Source organism: Psychrobacter phenylpyruvicus DSM 7000 = NBRC 102152, from assembly GCF_000685805.1.
GTDB classification, from domain to species: domain Bacteria; phylum Pseudomonadota; class Gammaproteobacteria; order Pseudomonadales; family Moraxellaceae; genus Psychrobacter; species Psychrobacter phenylpyruvicus.
Genome location: NZ_JMKP01000045.1, coordinates 1 through 16,714 on the forward strand (window position 1 = coordinate 1; position 16,714 = coordinate 16,714).

12 protein-coding genes are annotated in these 16,714 nt (G+C 40.5%); 3 read left to right on the forward strand and 9 right to left on the reverse strand.

The genetic code is table 11. From position 1 onward, the window contains the following. Positions 1 to 226: 226 nt before the first annotated feature. The 7 genes from cas2 to G561_RS0112195 all read right to left on the reverse strand — a co-directional run bounded on the left by cas2 (position 227) and on the right by G561_RS0112195 (position 8,384). Positions 227 to 517: a CRISPR-associated endonuclease Cas2 gene (gene cas2, locus G561_RS0112165; RefSeq protein ID WP_028859802.1), complete on the reverse strand. Its 291-nt coding sequence runs from the start codon at positions 515 to 517 to the stop codon at positions 227 to 229. Between the two features lie 135 nt (positions 518 to 652). Continuing rightward, the gene (gene cas1c, locus G561_RS0112170) at positions 653 to 1,684 is read right to left on the reverse strand and encodes a type I-C CRISPR-associated endonuclease Cas1c (protein ID WP_028859803.1); all 1,032 of its coding nucleotides are present in this window, start codon (positions 1,682 to 1,684) and stop codon (positions 653 to 655) included. A gap of 20 nt (positions 1,685 to 1,704) precedes the next feature. Then, a complete protein-coding gene (cas4, locus tag G561_RS0112175) occupies positions 1,705 to 2,343 on the reverse strand; it encodes a CRISPR-associated protein Cas4 (RefSeq protein WP_028859804.1) in 639 nt (212 codons plus the stop codon). Between the two features lie 2 nt (positions 2,344 to 2,345). Next, positions 2,346 to 3,233, reverse strand: a complete 888-nt coding sequence (gene cas7c, locus G561_RS0112180; RefSeq protein ID WP_028859805.1) for a type I-C CRISPR-associated protein Cas7/Csd2 — start codon at positions 3,231 to 3,233, stop codon at positions 2,346 to 2,348. Positions 3,234 to 3,296: 63 nt separating this feature from the next. After that, positions 3,297 to 5,120 (reverse strand): type I-C CRISPR-associated protein Cas8c/Csd1, encoded by a 1,824-nt coding sequence (cas8c, locus tag G561_RS0112185; protein WP_028859806.1) that lies wholly within the window; start codon positions 5,118 to 5,120, stop codon positions 3,297 to 3,299. Further along, on the reverse strand, positions 5,117 to 5,839 hold the full coding sequence (cas5c, locus tag G561_RS0112190; protein ID WP_028859807.1) for a type I-C CRISPR-associated protein Cas5c: 723 nt from the start codon (positions 5,837 to 5,839) through the stop codon (positions 5,117 to 5,119). The genes cas8c and cas5c overlap by 4 nt, the downstream gene beginning before the upstream one ends. A 61-nt stretch (positions 5,840 to 5,900) precedes the next feature. Beyond that, positions 5,901 to 8,384, reverse strand: coding sequence for a CRISPR-associated helicase/endonuclease Cas3 (locus G561_RS0112195; RefSeq protein ID WP_051584548.1), 2,484 nt, complete (start codon positions 8,382 to 8,384; stop codon positions 5,901 to 5,903). 908 nt (positions 8,385 to 9,292) lie between these two features. Here G561_RS0112195 and betB point away from each other — a divergent pair. From betB to betT, 3 genes are all read left to right on the forward strand, one after another. Next, positions 9,293 to 10,804, forward strand: coding sequence for a betaine-aldehyde dehydrogenase (betB, locus tag G561_RS0112200; RefSeq protein WP_051584549.1), 1,512 nt, complete (start codon positions 9,293 to 9,295; stop codon positions 10,802 to 10,804). Between the two features lie 279 nt (positions 10,805 to 11,083). Next, the gene (betA, locus tag G561_RS0112205; protein ID WP_028859810.1) at positions 11,084 to 12,781 is read left to right on the forward strand and encodes a choline dehydrogenase; all 1,698 of its coding nucleotides are present in this window, start codon (positions 11,084 to 11,086) and stop codon (positions 12,779 to 12,781) included. A 163-nt stretch (positions 12,782 to 12,944) separates the two neighbouring features. Further along, entirely contained in the window at positions 12,945 to 14,960 is a 2,016-nt protein-coding gene (gene betT / locus G561_RS0112210; RefSeq protein ID WP_028859811.1) for a choline BCCT transporter BetT, read from the forward strand. 88 nt (positions 14,961 to 15,048) lie between these two features. On the opposite strand, the gene G561_RS0112215 is transcribed toward betT, so the two are convergent. Next, on the reverse strand, positions 15,049 to 15,924 hold the full coding sequence (locus G561_RS0112215) for a bile acid:sodium symporter family protein (RefSeq protein WP_028859812.1): 876 nt from the start codon (positions 15,922 to 15,924) through the stop codon (positions 15,049 to 15,051). A gap of 493 nt (positions 15,925 to 16,417) precedes the next feature. Continuing rightward, the coding region (locus tag G561_RS0112225; RefSeq protein ID WP_028859813.1) for an integrase core domain-containing protein at positions 16,418 to 16,714 on the reverse strand (297 nt) is incomplete at its 5' end.

The following is a 16,714-nucleotide window of genomic DNA, read 5'->3' on the forward strand; positions in this document are numbered from 1 at the left end:
TGAAAAAAAACCTTTAAATTTGCGAGTCACTATCATAGGGCAAGATTTGGTAACTAGCTTAGTTACCAAACCGCTAAAGTTAAAAAATAAAGTTAATAAAATCAAGTTGTTAAATAATTTGCGACTTAATTGCGAATATCCCAGGGATTTTATGTACGCTATAGGTTCGCAGTGACCTTATAACAGCCACCATTATAAAAAATTTTAATAAAAAAATTGGGTTAGTTTAGAACAAAAGCATATCATTTAAGTCCAGTACAGGTTTTGCGCCTATATGCTCGACTCTACGTTGCCAGTTTTTACCAAGATAATAATAGCGTAAACTGTCTGTTTCTGGATCGATAATCTTTTCTAGCGTTGCTTTAAGAGTTGTCCATTGCGCAGGATTTACTTCTATTTCAAATACTGAAAACTGTACACGTTGTCCATAATTAAGACAGTTTTTGGCGATTTGTCTCAATCTTTTGGCACCACCTGGATCTTCTGTACTAATGTCATAGGTAACCAAGACCATCATAACTTTTCTCTTTATATTTTATCTTATCATTTTTAGGAGCTAATATGCTGAGTAGTCTCTACACATCATTCTTTGTACATAGTAGGATTGCTGAGCATCATCGAGATTGGTTTTTGTAACAACTATGATTAGTTTTTATTTCCATAAAAAAGGTATGTAAGCATCTATATCACCTCGAACATGACGTGCCATTATTATCGCTTGCAAATGAGGAAGTAATCCAAAAGGCACGCTTTCTTCAAACCATTCATGGTAAATCGGTTGTTGTTTACGGTCATGCCAAGCCTTTAAGAATACTTGGCGCGCTTCATCTTTTAATCTAACGGCACCATTCTCCTCTTTTTTGAAATCGGTTGTAGCCAGTTGCCTTTTATTAATCAATGAAAGTACAAACCTATCAAGTATTGGTCGGAACTCTTCAATAAGATCAAGTGCAAGAGAAGGTCGGCCAGGTCGCAATTGATGAAAAAAACCACAGGCTGGGTCAAGTCCAACCGTCTCTAGAGCACTTCGGCACTCATGAGTCATTAGGGTATAGGTAAATGAGAGTAGGGCATTGACTTCATCCGTAGGAGGGTTGCGAGTACGTTTTAAGAAGTTAAAGTCATCCTGACGAATAAAATGTGAAAATACGGAAAAATAATAGCTTGCCATTTCACCTTCTCGGCCTAGAAGATCATTTAAATTTTCCGTTGCGACTATATGGCCAAGTCCATGACGTAGGCGCTTTTGTGCCAAGTCTAACTGTTCTGTGACAGAGGCTGGTAAGCTTGATTGATAATCACGAAGGTAACGGCGTATTACTTGTCGTTGGTTGTGTACCTTGCCTAGCACGATACTATGGCATATGACTTGAGTACGTATGGGGTCATCACTGATACGATATTGTTCACGGCGCAAGAGAACATTGCCACTGACAGCACCTTCGATACGGGCTTGAAATTTGCCATATCGATTTAGGTGGGTGATGGTTATGCCATTATCGGCGCAATGTGCCATGAGAGCAGGCGAGATAGATACCTGACCAAAACAGACAATAGAGTTGAGCTTATGAATAGGTACACGTCCTGCGACCTCGTAGTCGATATTCATGACTACATTTTCGCCTTGCTTGTTCAACCAAGCCCCTTGGGACTGCACAAATAAAGTATTTTTAAGGGGTCGCATCTACTGTCCTTTGGATAACGCTAATCATTTAAGTTGTCTTTTAAACTTTCTGTGATGTACTTATTAAGCCAAGCTTTGGCATTTTTATTAAAAATTTTGGGATGGCAAATGTCTTTGAGTGAGCAGTTTCGGCATTTGCTGGTGCTATAGCTTGGTTTAGGTGTTTTGCCACTGTCAATAATATGGCGACATGCTTGGATAGCTTCTACTGTAATCTGTCTTAATTCATCATCAAATACCACGGTATGACGTCTACGAGTTTTACCATAAAATAATGCACCTTCAGGTACATGACATTGGTGCATATCCTCTAAACACAGTGCTTGAGCACATAGCTGTACTTCATCGGCTCGGTGTGACTTTGGTCGTCCACGTTTGTATTCGATGGGATAGGGCGTTTGAGAGCCATCGTCATTAGCATGGTATTCCACGACATCAGCGACGCCCTCAAGACCGAGTGTTCGATGACCAAGGGGCAAGGTTCGCACCGTCTTTATGGCACCACGTGTGTCATGGCCTCCACTATTGACTTTTTCGTGCATCACTTGCCCTTCGGCGGTAAAGATATTTTCTTCCCATGCACACTCAAGCTCTATCAACGCAAATTGGCGAGGACAAAACAGGTAGTGTTGTAGGCGTGAGAGGTAGAGAGTTTGCATGGTTATATTTTACTCTGCAATTTAACACCATCAGGCAAACTTGCCTCATTCACTTCAACGCTATAGTCTTCAAAAGAGCGAATGGGTTTACTGGTATCTTTTGCTTTCACTGTCACTAAGTCAAATAATTTATGGGCTGGAGCATTACCCAGTTTACTATCATGCTCAAATACGTATAAACGACGAGCATTCATTTGTCCACGAGCGGCAGAATGGTCATGATCAAACATATTGATTAGTGATTGCCAAAATACCTCTAAGTCCTCTTCTGTAAACCCTGTATCTTTGGCAAAATGAGCAGAAATAAAGCCATGACAACGATATAAACCATATGGCACGGTAAATTTACGACCCATAGTGCGGTTTTCGGTGTAGTTTTCTTCTCCTGTTTCCTCGTTAACTTTGATTTCTTTTTCACTAGCAACTGCCATACGAGTGATGCTGTGTTCAAGAGTGACAATCGGATCGATAGAGCGAGAAAACGTTAATTGAACTGGACCTCGAACTTGTCCAGCATTTTTACCTGTACTCATGACTGCTCCAAAGGTACGCACGTCATAGTATTTAGCACACATAAATTGGCGAGCTTGCTCAATCTTATCCGCACCTTTGTTCTGTTTAACTACATCTTGCTCATAAGCTTCGTCAATCAGGTTGTTTAAAACACCACGTTCTTTAATAAAAATGTCGTAACCAGCTTGGTCTTGGGTCATCTGCACAAAGTTTCTAACCTTACGCTTTAACGACACATCCGTCACTAAGCCGATGCCTGTTTCGGGGTCAACTCTAGGCATATTGCCCGCATCAGGGTCGCCGTTTGGATTGCCGTCTTGTACATCAAACAAATAAACAAAATCGTAGCGTTTTTCGATTGTATTGTTGTTAGTCATTTTTAATTCCTTTAAATTGTGGATAGTTATGTGGTAGTAAATGATTAGTTTTGGCTATTAAACTTAAGCTTTTAAAGACTCTGGGTTGGAGTCATCAGTTTCTTTTTTGTTAAAAAAGTCTTGGCGACGATGATAATAGCCAATAGCAAATAGACCTTGTTGCTCCATATTTAAGTGGCTTGGAAAGTTATCTATTTTTTCTAATATTTCACTTAAGTATTTATTGAGGTTGATAGAACGTCCCATATTGCGTTTACTAATTTTGCTTAAGTGGTGTTGAGTTAGTTTTAATAGCGTACCGAATACAGTAACAGGCGTACTACTGGCTGAACCATAATAACGGTCACGAATGGTTGAATTAAGCTTTCCTGATTCAGAGGTTTCTTCTTGTATTTTTTCAAGAACGGCAAATAGAGCACCAAGCACATAGCCGATATCAGTTCGGTCTTTATCGTATCCCACGGAAATCTCCTTAATAGTCGTTGTTTTTGAAGTGCGAATTTTACGGTTTAAATAAGCTTTGATTAAGCAAGCACGGGCATAAGTTACCGATTGATCAGCACGGTTACGCCGAATGGCTAGTTGTAAAACAGTCATGGGTAAAGGGCTGTTATCAAGGATGCTTTTAGTGACATTAGCTACCATATTTGGTGGTAGGTTTTCTATCTTACCCTCAAATACTAAGTTACATAGTAGACGTAGTAATGCTGGATAGGGCTGATTAAGCCCACGTACTATGTCTACATCAATAAACCACTGAGCAATATTAGTGGCTAGGGTTGCAATAGTTGCTTGATGCCAAAATCTAACGACTATACGTGCAGAATTTGGTGATAGACCTAACACATACATGATTTGATTGGCATCTGGATTGTCATAAACACCATGATGAAAGCTACTAAACAGCTTTTTTACCGATTCAATATAAGCATCTGGGTTATCTTTGTCTTGCCCACCATTTAGAATAAAGGCAAGGTCACTTTCCATTTTGGTTGCTTTTTCACTCCAACACACCACACTAACATCACCTAAACGGAAGCGATTATTACTTTTTAAGAGAGTGTTTAGTGCTGTCGTATATTCAAACATCGCTTTTTCGCTGACAGGGAATCCATAACCCTGCGTTTTATAATACGATTCAAACGCATCTAGATTAATAGAAGCAAATGGAGCTGGTTTGGCATTAACACCACTAATTGGTTGGTGTAACCGAGCAATAGGTGCCTTATCACCTGTTATCAAACAAAGAGCTTCTACACTATCAGTATCTGTACTGGGCGTAGTTAGTTGTTGCTTTAAATATTCCTGTATTGACTTAGATTGACAAATAAGTGCAGTTTCACCTTTCAATTTGAAAGTTAGGTTACATCCCTTAATCTTTTTACAGTCTTCCCATTTAGGATGTTCTTTTACTTGTTGAATATTATCCGGGTCAGTCAGAAACTTCTTTACTGCTAATATACCAATATCATCTGGTATGGCACGATGTAACTCTTCCACCTTCTCAATAAAGGTTTGATGTTGCAGGTTTGCCATTTCGATACTTTTTTCAGTTTCAGTCGCTAATTTTTCGGCAGACATCTTAGCATTGCCCGCAATTTCTTTAGCGTGGTTTAATAGATAGCCATAATGATCCCAAAGAATATTGGTGGTTTGATATGAGTTTTTTCCAGAGCGAGTTTCTCCTAAAGGTACAAGAAAAGAACTACCTTTTTTTGTCGTTTTATCCTTACCCCGAGTGTCCTCTAGGTTAAAAAAGCTACCTTGTTTATCGATAACAACAATGAATGGAATTTGTTTATTTTCAAATCCTTGAGGGGCAATACCACTGCCTTCAGTAGAATCAGCTTTGCGGTGGTAATATTCAGTTAATGCATGCAGTATCATCGTTTTACCTCATCGCTTGATTTTTCGGGAATATGGATAATACCTTTGTTCATTTTGGCATGAAAAAACATTGGCTGTGGATCATCAGGATTAGTGAAATCTAAATCATACAGCATATAGCCCATATCTTGATTGTCAGTAATAGGCATCAAAATTTTATTATTATGTTGGGAGTTTGTGTGATCAGAATGAATACAATCTAATTGTGGCTGATTATTTTTATCCAAAGGTACATAGTCAAAATTAGCACTAAATTCACGACATCCTAGGTAAGGTTGATAAAAGCATTGACCTTTTTTTGCACGTCTTTCAAACATTTGTGCAAATTTAGTACGATTATCAGACGGACCAGCTTTGTCGGTTAAAACAAAATCGGCATAAATACGATAACGTACATCCTTTAATAATAAGCTGGCACGTTGCTGACGGTTATCATCAATGACAATGGCATAATCACTTTTACCCTTACCATTCATCATACTTTGAGCATTGCGAGTCGATAATTTAGTGCCAACTTCGTTACGTCTTACCGACAGCCATTTAATCGGGCTCAATACTTCAACTTTTTTAATTTGCCATTCAATTGCAGGTTTCCATAAGATAGCTTCATAAATAGCACGGCATGCAGAAGGTGTTATAACAGGGTAGCTAACCCGTTCCACTTTCATCTCTGGTCGGGTAAATAGGGCATAGTCCCCCCATACTTCAATACAAAACATACGGACTCCTTACTTTAAGATGCATTCGTTTATTACGATTATTATTTATCTTTCAATATTTTTACCAAACGCATTCATCACGAGTTAATGGTTCATAATTGCATACGATACCTGTTAAAAAGTTATAATCTTTTGCTATATACATACCGGCTTTTAATTTAAACATATCGGAGTTTTGCTCAAGTAGATATCTAGGAATAGTGACGCTATAGCGTTGTAATTTTCGATAAACCCAACGGTTGGCGTCATCTTGTTCTAATAGAGTAAGTAGTTGTTCTACGGGTAACTGTTCTTCTTTACAAAAGCTTAATTTTTCAATTTCAGTTAACCATTGCTGTTCTGGGAACTGATTTATTATTTGTTCAATAAGTTGGTTTTTAGTTTTTTGATCTTGCGTATGACTCATAATGGCATGATAAAAAGGACAAATTACTGTTACACCATTGTTATTAATAAGATTAAATTTTTCTGATGCGGTACGAAAACTAATAGCTAGGGGCGTACCAGACTCTTTTTTAGCGGTTAATAATTCACTTATATTATGTTTGTCAGAATTACCCTTGCTATTAAATAATGAAAAGTATTTGTAAAATGCCAAAGGTGATAAAGGAGTATCTTTTATATCCTCTAAAATTTCATAAGTACTTGTTTGTGCTTGTAACAGTTCTCCAGCAGGTGCATCCTTTTCAGGTTGAAAAATAATGACTTGCCCTATGCCAGACATCTTACCTTCACGATTACAGCGTCCAGCAGATTGGGCAATAGAATCAAGTCCTGTCATGGCTCGATACACTATAGGAAAGTCAACATCAACGCCTGCTTCTATTAATTGTGTACTGACGACATAAAACGGCAAATCCATTTCATTTTTATGATATTTATTCAGTACCTGGTTAATAAACATAATCATCAGCTCTCGGTGCATTGGACACATACTAGCGGATAAGTGAATGATTAATGCATTTGGTTTAAGGTCATATAGATGTTGATATAATTCATTTGCATCACGGCGAGTATTCACAATAGCCAATACACACTGACTGTTTTGCCCTACAATATGCTCGGCAGTTTGCTTCCATGTCCAACGCTCATTTTGAATAGGAAAATGAATATCAACTCTCTTTAAGCTTTCCGCTAAAGCTTCTTCGTCCGATATAATGCGATAAGGCTGGGGTAATCCTTCAAATAAGGTATGCCCAAAAGCATCAGTATGGCGGTCGAGCTTGGGCTGGGTTGCGGTACATAATAGCCAAGTTACACCATAGTTTTTACTTAACTCTCTCATCATGTCTGTAATAGGCTTTTGAAAATCACGAGGAATTTTTTGAGCCTCATCCAATACAATGACGCTATTTGCAATATTATGAATTTTCCGACATTGACTTGTTCGACTAGCAAATAAGGATTCAAACAATTGAACATTGGTGGTGACAATGATTGGTGCGTCCCAGTTTTCACTAGCCAGTCTATTTTTACTCGACTCTTCTGATAGCGGTTGATCTAAGTTACTATGATGCTCTATGACACAAAAGTTACTTTGTTTTAAGACCTCTTTTGAACCATTATCAGAGTCAGATTGCTCAAAGATTTTTTTAAATACTTGGGCATTTTGTTCAATAATTGTCGTAAAAGGAATGGCATAAATAATACGCTTTTTGTTGAAGTTTAAAGCGTGTTCTAAAGCAAACCCCATGCTTGAAAGAGTCTTACCACCACCTGTGGGTACAGTAAGTGTAAAAATAGAATTTTCTACCTTTCCAGCTTTGATACATTGATCATAAATATCGCAACGGATTTTATTAACGTAAGTATCTTCTGCAGTATCTTGTAAGCTTTGCATATAGCTGGAAAACTTTTTTTGCAATTGCTTTAGGTTTGGGTAATTGCCACGCAATAATTGCTTATCAGGTGACATAAAATATTCGGTATCTAAAAAATCAGCATCCACTAAACACGAGAATAAATAACGTATCCAAATATGCCACGTTTCAAAACGTATTTGACCTTTTAAAATAAAATCTGGTAACAGTGTTTGTAAGTCAGGAATATTTTTAAATGTGATAGGTAAGTTGTGTAGAGTTTGTTCTAGCTCTAGTTTGCTATTGTCGTTTGTTAAACGAGTAGATAAGCACTTTGCAGTGTTATTTGTCCAATCAGGTAATCCTGTATGATGCCCTGCAATAGTATAAGCCAGTGCCACACCGAGTGGATGAGCTTGATACATCAACATCGCTCCAGCATGCGAGTGGCTAGCTTTACCTGCTTTTTGTTCCAGATGCGCTTCTTCATCGAAGCCATAGCCAGAACTAATACGTATTCGCTCTTGAAAAGGTTGGCGGTATTTACCGATGTCATGATAAAGCCCTTGTATCTTTGCAAATCCACCACCTAAGTCGCCAGCAAATTTATCGGCTAGTTTACCAACTTGTTCACAATGCTCATATAAGTCATGAATAAGCCACTGTCCATCATCACCTTGACGAACATGAGCAATAAAACTTTTAGAGTCTTGTTGTTCAAAGTCACAATCCGCTTTCGGCATCATCAACGCTTATCCTTAATAGAGTTGTTAGGCATACTGTTAGGTAAGAATACCTTGATACGATAAAGTGGACAAGTCAACATTCGTATATAAGCGACAGTAGCTGTCGTCTAAAAAACAAACCCAAAAAAAGCCAATGCTACATAAAAAAGATGACTTCTATTAACAAAATAAAAGAGAAATCCATAAACTCTAAAAGAATAACTCTTGGCAAAGACTTATAAGTTTTACTTACTGTTATTGGGGCTTACAGGATAGATACAGGGCTGGTACAGATGATTGGCTTAATAGATTGATTGTATTGTTATAATAATTTTAACTTATTGATATTAATGGCTGATCATCAGTTTTTTTAATGGGTTTTGTTCATTTATTTTAAATAAATCATTTTATTTTTTGTGGTCTAAGTCTTGATTAATAGTGGTTTAGCAGTGATCGGCAAACAATGATAGGGTGGTGATTTGCTAAGAATTTGTTATAATAGATTTTTTGGGAGAGTCCTATTATTTTTTATGCTTTTAGATATCGAGTGCTCATATTACTGAGCCATAATTATTTTAGGAAGGGTTTAGTAAGGTAATTGGTAATATATACTTATTAATCAAAACAAAATTTTTATTGAATATATCCATAAAAACTATTAATTCTTTCTAATATTTAGTTGCATTTCAAACTAGATTGTAGCTTGTAGAAGATCGCCAACATAGCAGTGCTTAAGCAAATAATCTATCAGTAAAAACTGTCAAAACAATTGTCCTCTGAGACAGACTCTCAGACGAAGTAGATCAAAATACAATCGTCTCAACCAGACTTTCAGAATAAGTCAGCATTTTTTATTTAAGGAACCTGCTCTTCAAGAAGAAGAGTATGAGGTTTTGTGGTCTTTTATTTTTATTTTTTAGGAGCGCGTTATGTCCAATACTTATAACTCTAATATCCGTAACGGCAAAGTAAGCTATGACTCAGTGCAAACGGCCTATATTAATGGCGCGTATTTGCCCGTTGATGAGTCGCTAACCACATTTGACAGCATTAATCCGGCTACAGGCGAAGTTATTGCTACTATTCAGCAAACCACCTCTGAGCAAGTGGATGAAGCGGTAAAAGCTGCACAAAAAGGGCAGAAGATTTGGGCTAGCATGACACCGGTTGAACGTGGACGTATCCTGCTAAAAGCAGTAGAAATCTTACGTGAGCGTAATGATGAATTGGCAATTCTTGAGACTTACGACACAGGTAAAGGCATCTCAGAAACCAAATACGTGGATATCGTTACCGGGGCCGATGTTGTGGAATATTATGCCGGTTTAGCGCCAGCATTAGAGGGGCGTCAAATCCCACTGCGTGACACCAGCTTTGTATATACCCGCGAAGAGCCACTAGGCGTTGTTGCTGGTATTGGTGCATGGAACTATCCCATCCAAATCGCGATGTGGAAGTCAGCGCCTGCACTAGCAGCAGGTAATGCGATGGTGTTTAAGCCCTCAGAGATGACACCGCTAACTGCCTTGAAGCTTGCAGAGATTTATTCAGAAGCGGGCTTGCCAGATGGCGTATTCAGTGTGGTACAAGGGGATTATCAAGTCGGTACCGCACTGACCAATCACCCAGATATCGCAAAAGTATCTTTCACTGGTGGTGTCGATACCGGCAAAAAAGTAATGGAGGCCGCCGCAGGCTCTTCGCTAAAAGATGTGACGATGGAGCTAGGTGGTAAGTCGCCACTGGTTATCTTTGAAGATGCAGATATAGATATGGCAGCCGATATCGCCATGATGGCTAACTTCTACAGCTCAGGTCAGGTATGTACCAATGGAACACGTGTCTTTGTCCCAAATTCAATGAAAGACAAGTTTGAGCAGGCCATTGTTGAGCGTGTTAAGCGTATCAAAATTGGTGACCCAATGGATGACAGCGTGACTATGGGGCCAATGGTGAGCTTCAAGCATATGGACAATGTTCTGGGCTATATCGAAGATGGCAAGGCAAGTGATGCCAAATTGCTGTGTGGTGGTGAGCGCTTAACATCAGGTGATCTGGCAAATGGTGCTTACGTTGCGCCCACTGTATTCACTGACTGTACCGATGACATGCGTATCGTGCGTGAAGAAATCTTCGGTCCGGTGATGTCTATTCTAAGTTATGACACCGAGGAAGAGGTTGTCCGCCGTGCAAATGATACCAACTATGGCTTGGCTGCGGGTATTGTGACCAAAGACATTACCCGTGCTCACCGTGTAATTGGTCAGCTTGAAGCGGGTATTTGCTGGATTAATACTTGGGGCGACTCGCCAGCACAGATGCCAGTCGGTGGTTACAAGCACTCAGGTGTGGGCCGCGAAAACGGTATCCAAACCCTGAAACACTATACCCAAACCAAATCGGTTCAAGTTGAGCTGGGCGGATTTGAATCGGTATTTTAAGTTTTAGACCATTCACTTTAGAGCAACTACTGCCTTGCTGTGCTTATCAATACTATGCTTATCAAAAATTTGTTGATTAAGTAATGGCTGAGGCAGTAGTTAGCCTGTTTTTTTATCAGATTTTAGTATTGAACGAGTTATTTATAACCGCTATTGATTAACAGGTATTAAAAAAGCAAGTGTTATCAAAGCAAGTATTACTAAAATAAATAATACCAAAGCAAGTATGGCCAAAAAGCAGTGGGATAAATAGAGGCGTTCAAAAGGATATAAATAATTATGACATCAGCCAAATCAGAGTTTGACTATATTATCGTTGGTGCCGGATCAGCAGGTAACGTGCTAGCCACTCGTTTGACCGAAGATGCCAGCATTAAAGTATTGCTATTAGAAGCCGGTCGTCCAGACCATCGCTGGGATTTTCGTACCCAAATGCCAGCAGCATTAGCGATGCCATTACAAGGGACAACCTATAACTGGGGCTACAAAACAGATCCTGAGCCGTATATGAATAATCGGGTAATGGACTGTGGCCGTGGTAAAGGTCTGGGAGGCTCATCGCTAATCAACGGTATGTGCTATATCCGTGGTAATGCTTTGGATTTTGACGATTGGGCAAAAATTGAAGGCCTAGAAGAGTGGTCTTATCTTGACTGCTTACCGTATTTCAAAAAGTGTGAAAACCGGGATGCTGGCGAGAATGATTATCATGGTGTGGGTGGCCCGGTAGAGGTCACCACCTCAAAGCCAGGTGTGAACCCTTTGTATGAAGCTTTAGTTGAAGCCGGTGTGCAAGCGGGGTATCCACGTACTGAAGACTTAAATGGTTATCAGCAAGAAGGCTTTGGCCCGATGGACCGCTTCGTCACGCCAAAGGGTCGCCGTGCTTCAACAGCTCGAGGCTACTTGGACAAAGCTAAGCCACGTAGCAATATTACTATCCTAACTGGTGCGTTGACCGACGTTATTTTGTTTGACGGTAATCGTGCGATAGGGGTGAAGGTGGAGCATCAAGGCCAAACTAAGATCTTCCATGCCAGCCGTGAAGTGATTGTGTCATCGGGTGCAATTGGCTCGCCGCAGCTGTTACAGCGTTCAGGTATTGGCCCAGCAGAGTGGCTAGAGGAGCTTGGCATTCCTGTAGTCAAAGATTTGCCAGGGGTGGGTAATAACCTGCAAGACCACTTAGAGCTGTATCTACAGTATGAATGTACGCAGCCGGTATCAATTGCACCAGCAAATAAATGGTATAACAAGCCAGCCATTGGTGCCCAGTGGCTGTTCTTGGGTACTGGCCTAGGGGCGTCTAACCAGTTTGAGGCTGGCGGGTTTATCCGCACTCATGAAGAGTTTACCCATCCAAATGTGCAGTATCACTTCCTACCATTGGCAGTGCGTTATGACGGTCGAAGTGCCATTGACGCGCACAGCTTCCAAGCCCACGTAGGCTCATTGCGTTCGCCAAGCCGTGGCCGAGTGAAACTAAAATCACGTGATCCCAATGAGCATCCGAGCATTCTATTTAACTACATGTCAACTGAACAAGATTGGCGTGAGTTTAGAGAAGCGATTCGAGTAACACGTGAAATTATCGCCCAACCAGCATTAGATCCTTATCGCGGTAAAGCCATTTCACCAACAGACGATCTGGTTACTGATGAGCAATTGGATGAGTTTGTGCGTGAAAATGGCGAAACGGCATACCATCCTTCATGTACTTGTGCCATGGGTTATCACGACCAAGCTGTGGTAGATGCTGAGGGCTTAGTACATGGTATGCAAGGCCTGCGTGTGGTCGATGCGTCAATCATGCCAAATATTATTAGTGGTAACTTAAATGCCACCACGATTATGATGGCTGAGAAGATTGCTGACAAGATGCGTGGTAGACAGTTACCTCGCTCAACAGCGGATTACTATGTGGCAGATGGTGCCCCAATACGCGGTGAACCAATGCGTACGGTATCAGTCAGATAGACGACTGGATATTGAGATAACAGATAATAAAACTTGATAGCCAATCTGTTTTTTTGTTTTTTAATGACTCAGATATCCTGAGTAAAGTTTGATAAGTGGGTCTGCTATTGCATTGCCCATGCAAAGCAGCCCCTTTTTTTGTTTTAATTTTTGAGGACTTTTTATGAACAGTTCAACCTCAGGAGATACAGGAGAGCATAAAGAAGTCTTAAGCATTAATAAGACGGTATTTATTGGTTCTGCTATTGTCTCAATCTTATTGATTTTTTGGACAATAACTTTTCCAACCTATAGTGAAAATTTATTAAGCACCGCGATGGCGTGGGTGTCCGATAGCTTTGGCTGGTATTACATGCTGGTTATTGCTGCATATAGTATGTTTTCCCTATTCGTGGGGATGTCGCGTTATGGTGACATCAAGCTAGGGCAGGACCAAGAAAAAGCACAGTTCCCATTTTTAACGTGGGCGGCAATGTTATTCTCAGCAGGTATCGGTATCGACCTGCTTTTTTTTGGCGCATCAGAACCATTGATGCACTATTTAACTCCGCACAGTGGGCTAACCCCTGAGAGTGCAGAAGCGATGCGTGAAGCATTACCGCAGACTTTTTTGCACTGGGGTCTGCATGGCTGGGGTATTTATGCTCTGATAGGTATGACGCTGGCGTACTTTGCTTATCGCAAAAACATGCCATTGGCACTGCGATCTGCATTAACTCCCATATTTGGTGAGCGCTTGGTCAAAGGTTGGCTAGGGGATAGCGTCGATACCTTCGGTGTGGTGTGTACCCTGATGGGTATTGCAACCAGTTTGGGTATTGGGGTATTGCAGGCGAACGCAGGCTTAACCCATGTATTTGGTGTATCAGATAGCAAGACCGTTCAAAGTGTGATTATTATTCTTGTAGTGGTTGCCGCTGGCTTATCAGCGATGACAGGGGTTGAAAAGGGCGTACGTCGTCTATCAGAATTTAACATGATTACCGCAACCCTGCTGTTAGTAGCAATTTTAGTATTGGGTAATACCACCTATTTACTTAATACATTCACCCAAAACATTGGAGACTATTTCCAAACGGTCGTTACCAAAACCTTCGATGTTTATGCTTATGAAGGCCAGGCTGGTGCTGAATGGAAATCAGCATGGACCATTTTCTTCTGGGCCTGGTGGGTTGCTTGGGCACCATTTGTGGGTTTATTTATTGCCCGCATTAGTCGTGGTCGTACTTTGCGTGAGTTTGTGTTTGGAGTAATGTTTATCCCATTAGGCTTTATCTTTGCTTGGTTCTCAATCTTTGGTAACTCTGCCATTGATTTGGTCGCTAATGGTGCCGTAGAGCTGGGTGAGACCGCTATTAACAACGCCCCTATGGGTATGTACGCTTTATTTGAGTATTATCCGTTTAGTGACATATTGTCTTTTGCCGGTGTCATCATTGGTCTAGTATTCTTTATTACTTCTGCGGACTCAGGCGCCCTGGTATTATCGAATCTTAGCTCAAGAGGTTTGAGCAATGATATGGATGCTCCAGTTTGGCTGCGCTTGTTCTGGGCAACCGCGACAGGCTTAATTACATTAGGTCTATTATTCGCTGGTGGATTCACCTCACTACAGTCTGTATCGGTTGTGGCTGGTTTGCCTTTCTCGGTAATCTTGGTACTTTATATGGTGGCCATGTGGAAGTCATTAAAAGAGGAGGGTAATAAGCGTAAGGCAAGTACCGTTGATACCGCTAACGTACTAAATGGGGGTAAAAACTGGAAGGCAAGGTTGCAGCGTATTGTTAGCTTCCCAAATAAAAAACAAGTGCAAAGCTTCTTAACCAATGTGGTATTGCCAGCTATGAAAGAGGTTGAGTCTGAGCTAAACAACCAAGGCTTAAGAACTCAATTGATTAAGCGTACTGTTGAGGATGGTGGCTTTGAAGGATTGAGCCTAAAGGTAGGTCATGGTACTGAAGAAGACTTCGTGTATGACGTATGTTTAGTCAAAGCGGTGCGTCCTAACTTTACATTAGCGACGTCAAGTAAACAGGCAGAATACTATTATCGTGCAGAGGTGTTCTTGGATGAAGGTTCACAAGAGTATGATTTAGTGGGCTACACCAAAGAGCAAGTCTTGGTTGATATCCTGAATCAGTATGAGCGTCATATGCAGTATCTGCATTTAGAGCGTTAGACACTTATTGTTAATACAAACAAACGCACTTCCAATTGGGAGTGCGTTTTTTATTGGTGATCATGAAGATGCTTAACGTTGATGCGCATTACCGCACGTTACGTTGTAAGCTTTGTTGACGACGCTGGTAAGCATGATAAAAAACAAAAGGCAGTACCACAAAATTCATCAATACCCCGTAGATGGCCGAGGGAAGGGCAAACGCTGAGAGTTTGTCAGACTGACTTAGTAAGCTGGCTAGTGCAATGCCCATAGCCCCGTTTTGTAAGCTGACTTCGATAGCTAAGGTCTTACGCTCTGCAGAATCCAGCCCGAATAAATTTGAAAATAATAAACTCAAACTCAATAGAAAAAAAGCCATTAATAAAACCAAAATACCAATGTCTGTAATTTGGGACATTAGTAAATCCCAATCGCTAATAGTGGCGCCTATTACCATTAAGCCAAATAATATATTTGCCATCTGTTGTAATCTGTTTTGGTATTTAGCAACAAAAGCAGTGAAATAATGACGAGTGGCAATGCCCAGCAATACAGGTAGAGTCGTTATCAGTAGCACCCGCAGCGATAGTGAGGCAATAGAGAAGTCCACTGGCAAAGCATTAAAAAACTTCGGGTATAAAAACTGCACCCACAGCGGCACGGTTAAGATGGCTATCATACTGGTAATAGCGGTAAGCGCAATAGATAAGGCTATCTTGCCCCCAGCATACCAGCTCATCATATTACTGGTGATACCGCCGGCACAAATACTAAGTAGCATAATGCCAAAGCCAAGCTGACTGGGTAAGTTAAATAAGCTGACCAACACATAAGCCACAAGGGGCACTAACAGCAGCTGCATAGCCAACCCCACCACCAGGGCTTTGGGCTGTATTAAAACTTGTCTAAAGTCTGAAAGTTGGGTTTGTAAACCCAAGGCAAACATAATATAAGCCAAAAATAATGGCAAAAGCTGAAACATAGTATCTCTCTATCTTAAGGTTTTATAATTTTATGCCTAGTTTATGGTTATAGAGTAGGGCTGTCATTTAACCCGATCAATTGCTTGCGCCTATTAATCATTTTAAGCCAATAAATCAGTTGCAACCAATCAATCACTTACAACCAATTATTTACAACCAATCACTTGGCTAATTTAATCATTGTAAACTCAAGCTGTGAATCTTGGATTAAATGCTCTTGAGTCAGAGCCAGCTGCTGAGCAGATAAATAGGCATAGTACCGCTGCAACACAGGGTGCAAGTCCTGCACAGCTTGCTGTGAAGTGCTGGTTTGTTGTTTGGCAAATAAGAGAGGCTGGGTGTAATTGGTAATGCTGGTGGCTAATGGTTCAAGACAGTTTGATTCAGGGTAACTTGATTTAGGACAATTGGAATTAGCAAAGTTTAAGCTGGGTAGGAAGGCATAATGCTGACTGAACCGCCCCGACTATATCGGAGAGTGGATTGCTTGAGTCAGGCAGCTTTGTCTGACTCATTAAGGCTATCATAGTATCGTCTCTCAAACTCAAAAGGCGACACATAACCAATCGTACTATGAATGCGAGTTTTATTAAACCAATCGACCCATTCAAGGGTTGCTAATTCAACATCATACGCATCCCGCCACTGCGGTTTTAAATATTCAATCACCTCTGTTTTATAAAGTCCGTTAACCGTTTCAGCTAACGCATTATCGTATGAATCACCGGTTGTACCAACAGATGCAATAACGCCAGAATCAGCCATCTTATCCGTATAGCGAATGGATAA

Excerpts from the sequence above, each read along its gene's own strand:
- cas4 (WP_028859804.1), bottom strand. The coding sequence starts at position 2,343 with ATGCAAACTCTCTACCTCTCACGCCTACAACACTACCTGTTTTGTCCT.
- cas5c (WP_028859807.1), bottom strand. The coding sequence starts at position 5,839 with ATGTTTTGTATTGAAGTATGGGGGGACTATGCCCTATTTACCCGACCA.
- cas1c (WP_028859803.1), bottom strand. The coding sequence starts at position 1,684 with ATGCGACCCCTTAAAAATACTTTATTTGTGCAGTCCCAAGGGGCTTGG.
- cas7c (WP_028859805.1), bottom strand. The coding sequence starts at position 3,233 with ATGACTAACAACAATACAATCGAAAAACGCTACGATTTTGTTTATTTG.
- betB (WP_051584549.1), top strand. The coding sequence starts at position 9,293 with ATGTCCAATACTTATAACTCTAATATCCGTAACGGCAAAGTAAGCTAT.
- betA (WP_028859810.1), top strand. The coding sequence starts at position 11,084 with ATGACATCAGCCAAATCAGAGTTTGACTATATTATCGTTGGTGCCGGA.
- cas2 (WP_028859802.1), bottom strand. The coding sequence starts at position 517 with ATGATGGTCTTGGTTACCTATGACATTAGTACAGAAGATCCAGGTGGT.
- cas8c (WP_028859806.1), bottom strand. The coding sequence starts at position 5,120 with ATGATACTGCATGCATTAACTGAATATTACCACCGCAAAGCTGATTCT.
- G561_RS0112215 (WP_028859812.1), bottom strand. The coding sequence starts at position 15,924 with ATGTTTCAGCTTTTGCCATTATTTTTGGCTTATATTATGTTTGCCTTG.
- betT (WP_028859811.1), top strand. The coding sequence starts at position 12,945 with ATGAACAGTTCAACCTCAGGAGATACAGGAGAGCATAAAGAAGTCTTA.
- G561_RS0112195 (WP_051584548.1), bottom strand. The coding sequence starts at position 8,384 with ATGATGCCGAAAGCGGATTGTGACTTTGAACAACAAGACTCTAAAAGT.